At 61.9% G+C, this 15,428-nt stretch carries 9 protein-coding genes; 5 read left to right on the top strand and 4 right to left on the bottom strand.

Annotated features, from left to right (window positions below):
• Positions 1-19: 19 nt before the first annotated feature.
• From H6678_01545 to H6678_01530, 4 genes are read right to left on the bottom strand one after another with little or no spacing between them, the layout of a single operon-like run.
• The gene (locus H6678_01545) at positions 20-1,363 is read right to left on the bottom strand and encodes a hypothetical protein (protein ID MCB9472472.1); all 1,344 of its coding nucleotides are present in this window, start codon (positions 1,361-1,363) and stop codon (positions 20-22) included.
• Between the two features lie 13 nt (positions 1,364-1,376).
• Positions 1,377-2,114 carry a hypothetical protein gene (locus tag H6678_01540; protein MCB9472471.1) on the bottom strand — a complete coding sequence of 246 codons (738 nt, stop codon included), beginning with the start codon at positions 2,112-2,114 and terminating at the stop codon, positions 1,377-1,379.
• Positions 2,115-2,130: 16 nt separating this feature from the next.
• Positions 2,131-3,513 carry an AAA family ATPase gene (locus H6678_01535; GenBank protein ID MCB9472470.1) on the bottom strand — a complete coding sequence of 461 codons (1,383 nt, stop codon included), beginning with the start codon at positions 3,511-3,513 and terminating at the stop codon, positions 2,131-2,133.
• Positions 3,514-3,525: 12 nt separating this feature from the next.
• Positions 3,526-4,341 (bottom strand): hypothetical protein, encoded by an 816-nt coding sequence (locus tag H6678_01530; GenBank protein MCB9472469.1) that lies wholly within the window; start codon positions 4,339-4,341, stop codon positions 3,526-3,528.
• A 628-nt stretch (positions 4,342-4,969) separates the two neighbouring features.
• Here H6678_01530 and H6678_01525 point away from each other — a divergent pair.
• From H6678_01525 to H6678_01505, 5 genes are all read left to right on the top strand, one after another.
• Positions 4,970-6,280: a nucleotide sugar dehydrogenase gene (locus tag H6678_01525; protein MCB9472468.1), complete on the top strand. Its 1,311-nt coding sequence runs from the start codon at positions 4,970-4,972 to the stop codon at positions 6,278-6,280.
• 145 nt (positions 6,281-6,425) lie between these two features.
• On the top strand, positions 6,426-8,300 hold the full coding sequence (locus tag H6678_01520) for a polysaccharide biosynthesis protein (GenBank protein ID MCB9472467.1): 1,875 nt from the start codon (positions 6,426-6,428) through the stop codon (positions 8,298-8,300).
• Positions 8,300-9,244, top strand: a complete 945-nt coding sequence (locus H6678_01515; GenBank protein MCB9472466.1) for an SDR family NAD(P)-dependent oxidoreductase — start codon at positions 8,300-8,302, stop codon at positions 9,242-9,244. The genes H6678_01520 and H6678_01515 overlap by 1 nt, the downstream gene beginning before the upstream one ends.
• Entirely contained in the window at positions 9,174-14,105 is a 4,932-nt protein-coding gene (locus H6678_01510) for a hypothetical protein (GenBank protein ID MCB9472465.1), read from the top strand. The genes H6678_01515 and H6678_01510 overlap by 71 nt, the downstream gene beginning before the upstream one ends.
• A complete protein-coding gene (locus H6678_01505) occupies positions 14,102-15,124 on the top strand; it encodes a hypothetical protein (GenBank protein ID MCB9472464.1) in 1,023 nt (340 codons plus the stop codon). Before H6678_01510 ends, H6678_01505 begins: the two co-directional genes overlap by 4 nt.
• Positions 15,125-15,428: the final 304 nt, after the last annotated feature.

The raw sequence follows: 15,428 nt of genomic DNA, 5'->3' as shown, positions 1-15,428 counted from the left end.
GCGTCCTTTCTGGATCTCGCTACTTGTAGAGGCGCACCACGCTGAGAGTGTGCAGACCCGTGGACTTGAACACGTCCATGTCCGTGTGTACCCGGCTGTCCATCACCTGCAGGTAGAAGGGCAGCGAGAAGGCCAGCACCAGCCCCAGCAGCAGGCTGGCGACCGTGTTGAACAGCACCTTGGGTTTGATCGGCTGCATCGGCCTCTGCGCCGGCGAGATCTGCTGGATCTCCATCCGGTCGGCGCTCACGGAGAGGATCCGGGTCTCTTCCAGCTTCTGGTTGATCACGGTACGCACCGACTGCAGGTCGTCCAGCTTCTTCTGGAGGATGGCCTGGCGACTGCTGGCGCGCGACAGTTCGCGCTTGCGCTGCGTGGCATTGACCAGTTGCTGCTGCAGCATGGCCTTTTCGGATTCAAGCAGGGCAAGTTTCTGGCGCTGGCCCGTGATGGACGTCGCGTACAGCGTCTTGAGTTCGGCCTTCATCTGCCCCAGACGCTGGTCCAGCACCTTCATTTCGGGGTTCTCGGGGGTATACATCGAGGACTTCATCAGCCGGTCGCGATACAGCTCGTTGTAGGCGTTGAACATGCTCTGCAGAGGGCCGTTGGCCACCAGCAGGTCCGGCTGGATCTTCACCGGATCGAAATTGCGTTCTACTTCTTGCATGGACTGCAGGCGCGCGTTCTCCTGGGCCAGACTCAGCTCGCGCTCGAGCAGCCCGGATCTCAGCTTGCCGATCTGGTCCAGCTCCTGCCCCTGCTGGGCGCTGAGTATCGCGATGTCGCGGTCGGCGTTGTACTCCGACAGTTCCGATTCGGACTCTTCGATGCGCTGGTCGATGTCCCCGATCATCTTCTCGTAGTTGCTCAACTGGTCGTCGCTCTCACCGGCGTTCTGACGAAACTCCGAATACGAATGCACGAGCTGGTTCACCATGTCCCGGCAGAAATCGGGATCGGAACTGCGGTAGCGGACTTCGATGAAGGTGGTGTTGCGCACCGCTTCGATCCGCAGGTTGGCCATCACCGCACCGGAAAGAGTGCCCTGCGGCAGCTTGCCGTGTGCTTCCATCGTATCCATGGCCGTTTCCAGCAGGGTCCAGGACTTGAGGATTTCGATTTCCGTGGCCACCATCTGTTCCACGTTCAGTCGGGTATTGGCCTCGGTCTGCGTGATCCGCAGACGCTCGTAGTTGATGGCCAGATTGATCTTCGAGCTGGCCTCGTAGATTCTGGGCGAGAGCATGGTGAACACGATGCCCGCCCCCGCCACCACCACGAAGGTGAGCAGAGTCAGCCAGCGGTAGCTGAACAGGGTATAGAGCACGTCCCGCAGGGTGCCCCGGGTCTGGGTCGTCATGGTCGGGTCCTGCCTATTTGAACAACCAGCGGTAGATGAACTCGGGAATCACCTGCTGGCGCTTGTTGATCACGCAGCCCAGCAGGTTCGCATTGTGCGACTTCATGCGCTCCACGGCTGCCTGGGCCGCATAGCGACGGGTCTTGCCCGCTTCGATGATCAGAATCACCCCGTCACACACGGCCGACCAGGTCAGACTCTCAGGAGTGTCCATGGGGGGCATGTCCAGCAGCACCCAACGGTAATGTTCACGCAATTGCTGCATGCGGGCCCGGAGTTGTTTCTCTGGCAGGCGTGTCATCCAGCTCGAATCGGGGCTGCGCCCCAGCAGCATGTCCACGCGAGTCAGCTCGCTGGCCTGCACACAGGCCTCGATGGACTCATCTCCGGTCATGAAGCGCGCAAGGGCGTCGCCGCGCTTCAGTCCCGCAAGCGCCATCGGCGGTGTCTGGGAGCGGTAATTGGCATCCACGATGAGCACCGAACTGCGATCATCCTGCTGGTAGACTTCCCCCAGGATGCCCGCCGTGTGGGTGACGATGCTGCTCACGCCGGCCTCGGCATCCACATTGGTGAACATCACGGAGCGCAGGTCGTTCGCGCTCTGGTAGCGTTCCAGCAACTGGACCAGGCTGCCCAGATCGCGCCGGAAGGATCCGGTGTTGACCTGATGGGTTCCTGTGGACACCAGCGGGGTCTCGGTCCCGGTGTCGTTGTCCAGCTTGTTCAACATGTCGCGGTAAACCGACATGTGTCCTCCCGTTGCTTCAGGGTGCGGGAATCCGGATCAGATCTCCGATACGGATCAGGTTCGGGTTCTTGATGCGTGGATTCAGGGTCAGAATCTGCTGGATGCGGTCCCAGTCGGCCTGCCCGTATTCGCGTGTCACGATCTTCATCAGTGTGTCATTCTGGCGGATGCGCACCAGGGTATTGCCCTGGGCATCGCGGCTGCCTTCGGTGCCTTCGCTCTCTTCGGTCACGTCGGCTGTCCGCACGGTTTCCTGCGCCTGGGGCCTGGTGTTCTCCTGATCGGGAACAGCACTGGCTTCGGCGGTGCCCAGCGGCCTGTTGGCCAGTTCTTCCAGCTGGCGCTGCATGTCGCTCACGCTGTTGCGGGCGGCCGCAAGTTCCTGCTGGAGAGTGGCCAGTTCCTTGTCATTGGCGACCGCTGGTTCAGTGCCTGTCCCGGGGCGGAGGAACAGGGCCCAGGCCAACAGTCCCAGAATGCCCAGATTGAGACCCACGAGCCACGGCATGCGGGATGACCTGCGCGACTCCGCCACCGTGGTCGGTGCAGCCACGGTCGGTTCCATGGGGCGTACCTTGGGCTGTTGCTTGCGGAAGGCGAATTCCTCGTTGGAAACGCTTTGCAGGAATGCCTTGTCAAGCACCTTCAGGCTTTTGCCGTAGCCCTTGAGCAGGGCCGTGTCGCAGACCTGGTTGATCACGCGGGGCACGCCTGCCGAGATCTCCTGGATCACGCCCAGTGCACCACCGTCGAAGATGCCGCTCGCTGCAGGACCGCCGGCAAGGCTCAGCCGATGCTGAACGTAGGCACGCGTCTCATCGGCCTTGAAGGGCTTGAGATGATAGCGGATCGCGATGCGCTGTTGCAATTGGTGCAGGCTGGGATCGGCCAGCTTGTCGTTCAGTTCGGGCTGGCCCACCAGCAGAATCTGCAGCAGCTTGCGCTTGGCGGTTTCAAGGTTCGAGAGCAGGCGCAGGTCTTCCAGGGTGGCCAGACTCAGGTTCTGGGCTTCGTCGATGATGATCACCGTGTTGATGTCCTGGCGGGCCTGTTCAAGCAGCCAGTCGTTCAGGGCGATCACGCCTTCGGCCCGGTTCGCGGGTTTCGCCGCGATGTCGAAGTCACGAAAAAGGTATTGGAACAGTTCATCCGTGTTCAGCGAGGAATTGTAGACCACGGCGGACTTCACCGTGTCCCCAAGACGATTCAGCACACTGTTGATCAGGGTGGTCTTGCCAGTCCCGATGTCTCCCGAGAGCACCGCGAATCCCTTGCGTTGCTCGATGGCATACAGCAAGTGGGCGTAGGCCTCCTCGTGCTGTGGACTCAGCCACAGGAACTTGGGGTCGCTGGTGATCGAGAAGGGTTCCTCGTGGAATCCGTAGTGTGCCAGATACATCCGGACTCCGCCTTATGGCTGCAGGATATCATTGCCCAGACGCCAGTAGTAGCGCATCCGGATGAATGCGTCCACCGGCGGAATCCAGGTCATGATGTAATCGCTGATGAATTGCTGGATGTCGCTGATCAGGCGGTTGGGCACGATCACGATGTCCCGCGGCTGGAGCCAGATCGGAGCAGTGCCGGTGGACGAGAGCATGCTTTGCAGGTCATGCACGGAGTAGGTGTAGACACCGCCATAGCCGACCCGCACGACGATCACGCTCTTCAGCTTGCCGCGGGTGTCCGGTCCGCCCGCCATGGTCAGCGCCGAAAGCAGGTCCAGACTGCCATCCCACTCATAGCGGTCGGGAGTCTTCACGGCACCGTAGACATACACGTACTGGGAACCGGTTCTGGTGAGTGTGACCGTGGGGTGAACACCCAGATAGTCCTTCGCGTACAGTGCGCCCAGGCTGTCGGCCAGTTCGTGTCCGGCCAGACCCATGGCCATCAGATCTCCGTAACGTGGAGAGGTGATGTATCCATCGGGGCGTACCACACCTTCGAAGTTCTCCTCGGGAATCCGGGGGAAGGAGACCCGGAATTCGTCGGCGGGCTGAAGAGTGTAGCGGCCGTCCGGACGGTCCATGGACGGTGCGCCGTTGGCAGGCTGCGCCTGTTCAAGAACCTGGAAGGCCGCAGCCGCCAGTGTATCCTCGTAGACTTCCACCGCGGGCTCGAGGTGCTCACGCGAACGCAAGGCACACCCACTGACGATCAGCAGAAGCAGGAGAAAAGCGAACCCGCGATCCCGGGGGACGCGGCGGGCCTCAGCTCGAAACATGATGATTCCACCCAATTGGTCTGATCTTGCTTTTTGTGGCCAACATCCATCCTTGTCGACCTCAATCGGGAGCCGGGGCCGCATTCCCTTGCCCGATCTTGAAAGAGGTTATCGACCCGAACGGACCTGACCTTCAACGGCTAAATTCACAGTTAACAGCGTTGAAGATTGCCGCGAACATAGCACAATCCGGCGAGTAGCCCGACGCGGACCAATCTAGTCCTTGGCCGCTTGATCGGCGTGACCTCCGTCACGCCGAAAGAACTGGCAGTATTGCGACCGAGTGCGGTGCAATCGGCATTCAGCCGCGGCTATGATTGACATGCCCCATCCCCGAATCCGTGGAATCCATGCCCCACTCACGGGGCTCTCACTGCAACTCCTGTAATTCGGGCACCGTTTCCTGCCGATGTTAGGAGGCACGCCGGAAGGACACGTCCGACGATCCGGAAGCCGGGGTGTTTGTGGGTGGATCCCGTCATCGAAGCCTGTGGCAGTCGCATCCGAAAGCGGATTGTGCAATATTCACCGGCTTCGTACTCCTTCCGCAGGCAGATTCGAGTCATTGGGACGTTTGCGGCCAGCGTGCCGGAACGAGTGCAGAAGCTTCAAATCAGGAGTTCATCAGATGCTGGACAGAATCCGGAATAAACAGTTCGTGGTCGGCATTGTCGGCCTTGGCTATGTGGGCCTGCCCCTGGCTCTCGAGTTCATCGAGGCCGGCATCAAGACCGTCGGTTTCGAACTGGACGGCAGCAAGTGCGAGAAGCTGATGGCGGGAAAGAGCTACATCCGCCATATCCCTGAGGCGCGCATCGCCAAGGCGGCTGCGACTGGCCTGCTGAGTGCCACCACCGATTTCGACCGTCTGAGCGAGGTGGATGCGATCCTGATCGCGGTGCCCACTCCGCTGGACGCGCACCAGGCTCCCGATCTGGGCCCCGTGCTGGCCGCGACCCACACCATCGCCAAGACTCTGCGCAAGGGCCAGCTGGTCGTGCTGGAATCCACCACCTACCCGGGTACCGTGGACGAGGTGATGGCCCCGATCTTCGAAAAGGCCACCGGTCTGGTCGCGGGCAAGGATTTCTACCTGGCTTTCAGCCCCGAGCGCGAAGATCCCAACAACCCCGATTTCAATACGCACACCATTCCCAAGGTGGTGGGCGGTCTGAATCCCGAGTGCACCGAGCTGGCCTGCGCGGTCTACAACCACGTGATCGTGAAGACCGTGCCCGTTTCCAGCACCCGGGTGGCCGAAGCTACCAAGCTGCTCGAGAATATCTATCGCGGCGTCAACATCGCCATGATCAACGAGCTCAAGGTCGTCTTCAGCCGCATGGGCATCGACGTCTGGGAAGTGGTCGACGCCGCCAAGACCAAGCCCTTCGGCTTCCACGCCTTCTATCCCGGACCCGGTCTGGGCGGGCATTGCATTCCCATCGATCCCTTCTACCTCACCTGGAAGGCCAAGGAATACGAAGTGAACACCCGCTTCATCGAGCTTGCCGGCGAGATCAACACCTCGATGCCGCGCTATGTCACCAACCGCCTGATGCATGAGCTGAACAACCACGAGAAGAGTCTGCGTGGCAGCCGTGTGCTGTTGCTGGGCATGGCCTACAAGAAGAACATCGACGACCTGCGCGAGAGCCCGTCGCTCAAGCTGGTCGAGCAGCTGGTCGCGCGTGGCGCCAAGCTCGACTACCACGACCCCTACATCCCCCAGTTCACCGAGCATTACCATGGGTTCAATGTCACTCTGACCAATGTGGACCTGTCGCCCGCGATGCTGGAAACCTACGATGCGGTGCTGATCTCCACCGACCACGATGACGTGGATTACGAGATGGTGGTCAAGCACTCCAAGCTGGTGGTGGATACGCGCAACGCCACCAAGGACATCAAGGTCGGGCGCGAGAAGATCGCCAAGGCCTGATCACCGGACCCACACTGTCGGACATTCAAACGACTGCGCGGGTCGCGCTTGCTTGCGACTCTGAACACGCACTGGATCACGGGGCTGCGGGGAGTCTTCGGACTTTCCGCAGCCATCGTCAAGAAGCGGAACCTCTCCACTGGACATGATCAACAAATTACGCGTCCACAGGAAGTGGTACATCCTCAGCATGGATGTGGTGCTTTCCTGCATCGCCTTCTATTTCGCCTTCCTGATCATCGGTCTGGGCGAGATTCCTCCCGAGCGGATGCCTCTGTTCCTGCAGGCACTCTGCGTGATGGCGGGTGTGCGCCTGCTGGCCTACAGCGTGTCCAATCTCTACAAGGGCATCCTGCGCTACGCGTCCATCGACGACCTGAAGAACATCTTCAGGGCAACGAGCACGGGCACGCTGCTCTTCCTGCTGGCCACCTACATCATCGCCCACGGTGTGCTCAAGATCGAGGTGCCCGAGTATCTCAAGTGGGCGGTCATCGCCGACTACATCCTCAACATCATCCTGATCGGCGGCAGCCGGTTCATGGTGCGTGCGCTGCGGACCTACAGGCCCATGGACCGCAGCAATGTGTCACGCGTTGTGATCGTGGGCGCGGGCGACGCCGGTGAGTCGATCCTGCGGGAAATCCAGTTCAACCCCAACATGAACTACGAGGTCGTGGGCCTGCTGGATGACGACCGCTCCAAGGTCTACAAGCAGATCCACGGCATTCAGGTTCTGGGCACCTCCAGTGACCTGGCCGGTGTGCTGTCACGCAATCAGGTCGACCAGGTCCTGATCGCGGTGCCCAGCGCCCCCGCCGATCTGATCCGGCGCATCGTGGAACAGTGCCGTGAGCGCAATGTCCAGTTCCGCAAGCTGCCCGGTGTGCGTGACCTGATTCATGGCAACATCAGCCTGAGCCAGTTCAAGGAAGTCCAGCTCGAGGACCTGCTGGGCCGTGATCCAATCAAGCTGGACCTGCCCAGCATCGGCCGTTTCATCACCGACCGCACCGTGCTGGTGACCGGCGGAGCCGGTTCCATCGGCAGCGAGCTTTGCCGCCAGGTGATGAACTTCGCCCCGCGTCAGCTGATCTGTCTGGACCACAACGAGAACGGTCTGTACTACCTGATGCAGGAGTTCAGTGGCCGTGCCGACCTGAACAATGTGGTGCCCGTGGTGGGCAGCATCACCGACCCCGCGCGCATCGACTGGGTCTTCCGGACCTACCGGCCCGAAGTTGTGTTTCACGCGGCGGCACACAAGCATGTGCCGATGATGGAGCGCAACAAGCGCGAGGCCGTGCGCAACAACATTCTGGGTACCAAGATCCTGGTCAATGCGGCACACGAACACAAGGTCGGCAAGTTCGTGATGATCTCGACCGACAAGGCCGTCAACCCGACCAGTGTGATGGGTGTGTGCAAGCGCGTGGCCGAACTGGTGGTGCGCGACCGGGCCCGCGAGAGCGAGACCCAGTTCATGACGGTGCGCTTCGGCAATGTGCTGGGCAGCGCCGGCTCGGTGGTGCCCCTGTTCCGCAGCCAGATCTCGCGCGGCGGACCGATCACCATCACCCACCGCGACATCGAGCGTTATTTCATGACCATCTTCGAAGCGGTGCAGCTGGTGATCCAGGCGGCCGCCATCGGGCAGGGTGGGGAAATCTTCGTGCTGGACATGGGCACGCCCATGAAGATCATCGATCTGGCGCGCAACCTGATCACGCTCTCGGGTCTGAAGGTGGGCATTGACATCGACATCGAAGAAGTGGGCCTGCGACCCGGCGAGAAGATGAGCGAAGAGCTGTGGGTGCACAACGAGAAGCTGATTCCCACCGTGCACAAGAAGATCAACATCGCCCTTGCCGAAGAAGGTGCCGAGCAGACCGTCCTGAACGGAAACATCTCCCAGATCCTTGAGGAACTGGATTTCAAGGACGACGCGCGCATCGTCGCCGACCTGAAGGTGCTGGTGCCCACTTTCACCCCTGTGGCGGGAGACAACAAGAGGTATTGATGCATGTCCTGGTGACAGGAGCAGCGGGCTTCATCGGGTCCAACCTGTGCGACCATCTGCTCGCGGCGGGGCACCGGGTGACGGCGCTTGACAACTTCGACAGCTTCTACGACCCCGCCATCAAGCACGCCAATATCCGTCAGGCTCAGGTTCATCCTGCCTACAGGCTGGTCACGGGTGATATCCGCGATGCCGCCTGCCTCGACGACCTGTTCGCCCACAGCCCGATCGATACCGTGGTTCACCTGGCCGCCCGCGCGGGAGTCAGGCCGTCGATCGAAGATCCCCTGCTTTACGAGGATGTCAATGTCCGCGGGACCATGGTCCTGCTGGAAGCCATGCGCCGTGCCGGTGTGGGCCGCATGCTGTTCGCCTCGTCCAGTTCCGTATACGGAAACAACCCAAAAGTGCCGTTTTCCGAGACGGATTCGGTCGACAATCCCATCTCCCCCTATGCGGCCACCAAGAAGGCCGGGGAACTGATCTGTCACACCTGGCATAAGCTGCATGGTTTCCAGATCGCATGTCTGCGCTTCTTCACGGTGTTCGGGCCCCGGCAGCGTCCTGAAATGGCCATTCACAACTTCGTGCACAAGGTGGAACACGGGCAGGAACTGACGCTCTACGGAGATGGGACGTCCCGCCGGGACTATACCTTCATCGCGGATATCGTGCAGGGCATCGATCGTGTTCTTTCTACCGAATTCGGGTACGATATTGTAAACCTTGGCGAATCACAGACCACTTCATTGGCGGAACTCATCCGCGAGATCGAGGTGGCCACTGGAAAATCGGCGAAGATCCGCTGGATGCCCAACCAGCCCGGCGATGTGGATCAGACCTGGGCGGATCTTGAGCACGCGAGGAAGACCTATGGCTACACCCCCACGACCCGTGTTCCACAAGGCCTCCGGGAATTCGTCCGCTGGTATCGTTCCCGCTGACTGGCGGGTCTGGCTCCTGGGGCTGCTGCTGTGCACGGGGCTGTCCCGGGCCGCCACTGTCCGGATACTCTCCCAGGACGAAGACGGCCTGCGGTTCCGTGTTGAACTGGACGACCTCAGCGTGCGTCGCGACACGGTCGAAGGCCGCGAGCAGCTTCAACTTGCCTCCCGGGACGCCCTGTTCCTGGTGGAATCCAATGGCAGCGCTCGCCTGATCCAGCCCATTGAACTGGGCATCCCCGCCGACGCCAGGGTGTACCTGCGGGAACTGACCCGCGATCTGGAACACCCCGACCTGGCACCTCCGCCTCTTCCCGAGAAGGACATGCTGTCCGAGCCGATGCCGGTCTCGGTATCGCTGGTGCCCGGTGCCCAGCTGGCCAACGAGGGCTGGATGCGCCAGCAGCGGATCCAGCGTCTTGTATTGACTCTTGCCACCTGGGACGATGGCTGGAGCCTGATGCGCGCCGGTGAATACGAACTGGCATTCCGGCGCTCGCCCTCCTCGGGGGAGTCGCTTCAACCCGCGCGCGCGGAATCCCCGGATTTCGATCAACTGCTTGACGCTCGCCTGCTGAATGCAGCCCAGGCCCGGGCCTGGCAACGTGCGCGCGTCGCGGATTCTCCTATGCGGACCGTGCACCCGGCCTTTGCGGGCAACCAGATCTACAAACTGAGCACGTCCACGGACGGGCTTTACAAGGTCACCACCGAGTATCTGGCTGCGCAGGGGGTGCCCGTGGCCCAGATCCAGAGTTCGCGTCTGGCGCTCTGGCGAGGCGAGAGCCAGGTGCCCATTCTGATGAGCGACGGCAATGACGGCCGCATGGATGCGGGCGATTACTTCATCTTCCACGGCGAGGAACGTGAAGGCGAGAACTTTCCCAAGTCCTTCTTCGGGCCCGCCAGCCATTATTTCCTGAGCTGGGACCAGGGCTCTAGCCAGCGCTACCTGCTGGACGCCACCGTGCCGGGCGAGCAGGAGCCACGCGAGAGTTTCGTCCAGGATCGCCTGTTCGAGGAGAATCGGGTCTGGGCGCATCTGGAACGCATCACAAGCGCCCCGGAGGAGACGGATCACTGGTTCTGGCGTGAGCTGAGCCGCATTGGCACACCGGGTACCCTGACCCAGACCCTGAACATTCCCTGGCCCGTCGCCGACAGTTCCCGCACCGACCGGATCCGCTTCACCTGCCGCGGCAAGAGCGACATCCAGGCCTCGTCGCCCGATCACCACCTGATCTTCCGGGTCAATGATGTGTTCGCGGGTGATCTGGAGTACCGTCTGCAGGAAGAAGGTCAGAGTGCCTGGTGGCCCCTGCCGGGCACATTGCTGCAGCCCGGCAACAATACGGTGCAGGTGGAGTTGCCTCTGGATCACGGCAACCAGAGCGATCTGAACTACCTCAATCGCATCGAGTTGAGTTACCTGCGCGAGATCCGCCTGGACGACGGCCATCTGACCGTGCCGATCACGGACGCCAGTTTTGGGGACGGTGCGTTCGTGCGCGTGCTGCGGGTCAAGGGGGTCACGGGAAATCTGCTGGCCTTCAGTGAGACCGCATTCATCACCGGCTGCCGACCCGACCCCGAGCTGACCGGAGCCTGGCTGGTGCCCGTGCCCGTGGGAACCGGCGTGATTCACCTGGTGGCGGAGAACTCGCTGAAGTCACCCGACGAGTTCAAGATCACGGAGAATCTCAACCTGCATTCGTCGGACAATCAGGCGGACATGTTGATCGTGGCACCGTCACAATTCCATCAGGACCTGCAATCCCTGGTGACCTACCACAGCCAGTTCCGCACGGTGAAACTGGTGGACGTGGACGCGATCTTCAACGAGTTCAATGCGGGCGACCTGAGCACGCCCGCGATCCATGACTTTCTGGGACATGTCTTCGATCACTGGCAGGCACCCTTGCCCTCCTACATGCTGCTGGTGGGCAAGGCCAGCAACGCCAACCTGATGGATGTGGGGGGTGGTCAGATCTACCAGACACTGGTGCCCACCGACTGGGTCTGGACCAACTCGGAAAGCGGTCCCACCGCCACCGACGAGGAGTTCAGCTACATCGTGGGCGGGCCGGACGACCGCTTCCAGGACATCATGATCGGGCGCTTCTCGGTGGCCAATCGCAGCCAGCTGCAGGCCTATCTGGAAAAGCATCGCCAGTACCGCGAACACGTGGTCAAGGGCCCCTGGATGGAAACCAGCCTCTTCTGCGCCGACAACGGCGACCTGGACTTCGAGGCCGGCGACAACTACGTGACACAGAATCTGGTGCCACCCGCTCAGCGCTTCAAACAGATCCATGTGCGCTCGAACAGCATCTACCACGGTGGAGCGGTCGAATTCATCGACCAGTTCAATTCGGGCTCGCTGGTCAACTCCTACAATGGACACGGCAACGTGGGCATCTACGCGGGCGAAGCCCTCTTCCGGGCCACGGACATCCGCTTCCTGACCAACCAGGGCAAGTATCCGATCTGTTTCGCCTGGTCCTGCCTGGTGGGGTATTACGACGACCCCGACAGCATGAGCATGGCCGAACTGCTGCTCAAGCAGCCCAATGCGGGTGCGATCGCCTTTTATGGAGCAGCGGCCAAGGCCTACATCAAGGTCAACGATCCCTTCGTGCTCAACTACTTCACCCGCTTCTACGATGAACGGGCCCGGACCTTCGGCCAGGGCATTCTGCTGGCCGAAATGTCCATGTACGCCATCAGTCAGGGACGCAACCACATCAGCATGTTCAATCTGCTGGGCGACCCCGCGCTGGAGCCAGCCTTCCCGAAGTACAGATTGCTGCCCGGTGCGGACTGGCTCAACGTGGCCAGCGGTGATGCCATCAGCGTGGAACTGAGCAGTGATCCACCAGGGCTGAGCGGCACCGTGCGTGCCGAACTCTGGCTCGAGGGGCGGCGTGGCGTGAACGTGAGCAGCGCGGCAGCCGTCACGCAGGTGGCATTCAACGGGGCGGCCACGGTCAACATGACGGTGCCTTCCTTGCCCGAGACCGAGAGCCACCGGGGTGTGATCCGTTTCGCGATGGACACCGGCGACAACCGGGCGATCGGGTCGATTCCTGTCTTCATCAATTCCAGTTCACCGGGCGTGGGGTCGCACAGTCCCGAGCAGGGCATCGGCGGCCAGCCCATGACCATCGAGCTGGAGACTCTGCCCGAATTCACCAACGCGCGCCTGCAGGCGAACCTTCTGCTTCCCGGCGGTACACCGCTGTCGAACCAGCGTTCGGTGGCGCCAATGGAATCTCTGGGCGGAGGACGCTGGCGACTGGTGATTCCCAGTCTGCCCTCCACGCCCAACAGTCTGTACTCCATGGAATATCAGTTCGACTACAAGCTCGGGTTGGTCAACTATTCCTTCCTCGTGGACAACAACGAGGTGGTCCAGGAAATTCCCGGAGGCATGTTCGCCATCGGTTCGCAGGAACAGATCCAACCCTTCGCGGACAGCCTGCGCATCACGGGCGATGCCAGCGCCACACGTCTGACGCACCGTTTCAGCGTCAACAGCATGGGTGAGCCACTGTCCGCCCGTCTGGTGCTGCACGACCAGCTCACGGACACGGAACTGCTCTCCGATTCCGTGGCCGTCCTGAATGGAGCCAATGTCTGGGACCGTGTGCTGAACATCCCGGCGGGACCCACGTCCCTGCGCCTGAGCACGGGGCCGGTCTGGGACGCCGCGGGCGTGATGCAATCGCTCAACTCCGTGAGCCAGCAGGATGGGTTCATCCTCCTCACTCCCGGACAGGGCAGCGGCGGTGAAATCGCCCTGGACCCCACGCGCTACAGCCTGCTTGCCGGTACCGGGGCGCTGAGTCAGGTGGTACAGATCGACAGTTCCTTCGTCTCCGGAGCCTTGCCTGAACTTGAACGGTCCGCCCTGGCCCCCGGCCTGGCGCCGCTGGTGGAGGATCCGCAGTCACCCGGCGTGCTCAGCCTGGTGCCACGACTCCAGGTCGGCGGAGAACTGGCAGATATCAATGGGGTGCGTGTGCGTTGCCAACTGGACAGCACCAATCTGTTCCGCCTGGCCGATGGCAGTCAGCTCACAGCTCAGGAATCTCCGCGTCTTGCCCTTGGGCGCTGGAACGCGCAGCGCCAGCTCTGGGTAATGCAGGCCGGTACTCGCACCGAGAACCCGGGCGGCCCATTGCTGGACTCGCAACTGCATGCCGAAGGCGGGCTGCTGCTGCCATTCCGGCTTGACGACGACCAGGGACCCTCGATCCAGGTGGACGTCAACGGCCAGTGGTTCGCCCCCGGCGACCGTGTTCCGCGTTCCCCCGTGTTCCAGATCGTGATCAGCGACCCTGCCGGTGTGGACGTGGGGGACGGGGCCCTGCCGCCGCGCCTGTTCCTCGATGGCAGTGAAGTGGATTTCGCGGACCTGCAACTCAGCGACAACCGCACCACCGTGCTGATCAGCTGGACTCCCGGCGAGCTGGAGGCGGGCAGCACACACACACTGCGCATCGACGCGGCGGACGTGCTGGGAAACTCGACCACTGAAGAACTTGAGTTCCAGGTGGCCATCAAACTGGCCGTGCGTTTCTTCGCGAATCATCCCAATCCCTTCGCGTCACACACGACTTTCGCCTGGGAATTGACGGGCGCTCCCCGCACGCTCAGCTTCACGATCTACACCTCGGCGGGCCGGCGCGTGAAAACCATCAACGTGCCACTGCCGCGCATCGGCTACGATGAATTCAACTGGGACGGCACCGACGACCGCGGGCATGAACTGGCCAATGGCCTGTACTACCTGCAACTCAAGGCGACTGATCCCGGCGGCACGGTGGAAGAAGTGTACAAACTGGCGAGGCTGCAATGAGGAACCCAATTCCCCTGCTGCTGGGCCTTGCCACACTGCTGGGCTGTGGCACGGCCCGGGCCGCGGATCCCTGGTACACGGCAGATTTCCTGACGCTTGGCACCGGAGCCGCGGCGGCCGCACAGGGCGGTGCCTGGGGGACCAGCAAGGCTTCGGCGACCAGTTTCTACTGGAATCCGGCGCTCGTGCTCGATGAACGACCGATCAAGCTCTACGCCGAAAACGTGTCGCTCTTCGATGGCCTGTCCACCCTGCAGACGGCGGCCGCCCAGTTGAGGCTGCGCGAGCACTGGGCGCTGTCCCTGGGCATGCAGCTCCAGATGGACGATGGCATTCCACGCTACGGCGATCTGCTGCCCGGGCGCGATCTGCGCAATCCGGACGACCGCAGCACGGGCGATCCGCTGGGCACGTTCAAGAGCAGCAGTTCGGCCCTGACCGCGGGAATCAGCCGAGAATTCTGGTTCGATGTCCTGATGGGCAGCGGGCTGGTGCGCAACGTGCTGCCATCGAGGCTGGCGGTGGGTGCGTCCTGGCGCGTGATCAACCAGGATCTGGACGATGTGGCGGCCAGTGCGTCGGGCATGGATCTGGGCGTGAAGATGATCATCCAGGGACCCGCGAGTGGTGGACGCCCCTCGCCCAAGGAACTGATTCTGGCGCTCAGTCTGCAGAACATCTACAGCCAGGATCTCGAATGGGATACGGGGCGTGCCGAAACTCTCGCCCTGAATGTCAAGTCAGGCATCGCCTGGCGCGATCGCCTGGCCAGCCTGCCCGTCGGATACCGTCTGGCCCTGGAGAAGGATTCCGCCTGGGAAGGGCAGTGGCACCTCGGCAGCGAGCTGGATCTCTTCCAGAGCCTGTTCCTGCGGGGTGGGCTGCAGGGCGAGAAGCTGTCTTCCCTGGATGGCACCATGGGCGCCGGTGTGCGCTGGAAGGGTGTCAATGTGGACTATGCCTTCCTGGCCCATGATCTGGGTGCAAGTCATCGGGTATCCCTCGAACTGGATTTCTGAGGCATTCCGTCCCGCGCGGGTGGTTCATGTCCGGACAATCTTCCGGGATCCTGTCTTGAGTTGTTTACACCCTGTTCCGCCGCCGGCGTGCCTGGTAAAGGTTGGGCCGGACTTCCGGAGGCGCGGGTACCCACGCCGACCTGTTTCCCACACCAATCGGGATCTTCCCGGCCGCACGGACATCATATTTTCGGGGACCCTCTCCCGACCCCTTTCTCGATCAGCGCCATTCGCGAAACTCTGATCCCCGATCCGTTGTCAGACGCCAAGTGTCTCCGGTACTTGACTCCGGCTGATCGACGCG

This window comes from Candidatus Delongbacteria bacterium, assembly GCA_020634015.1.
GTDB lineage: Bacteria > CAIWAD01 > CAIWAD01 > CAIWAD01 > CAIWAD01 > JACKCN01.
The sequence above is the reverse complement of the archived record's forward strand: the minus strand, read 5'-3'. Positions and strand labels throughout refer to the sequence as shown.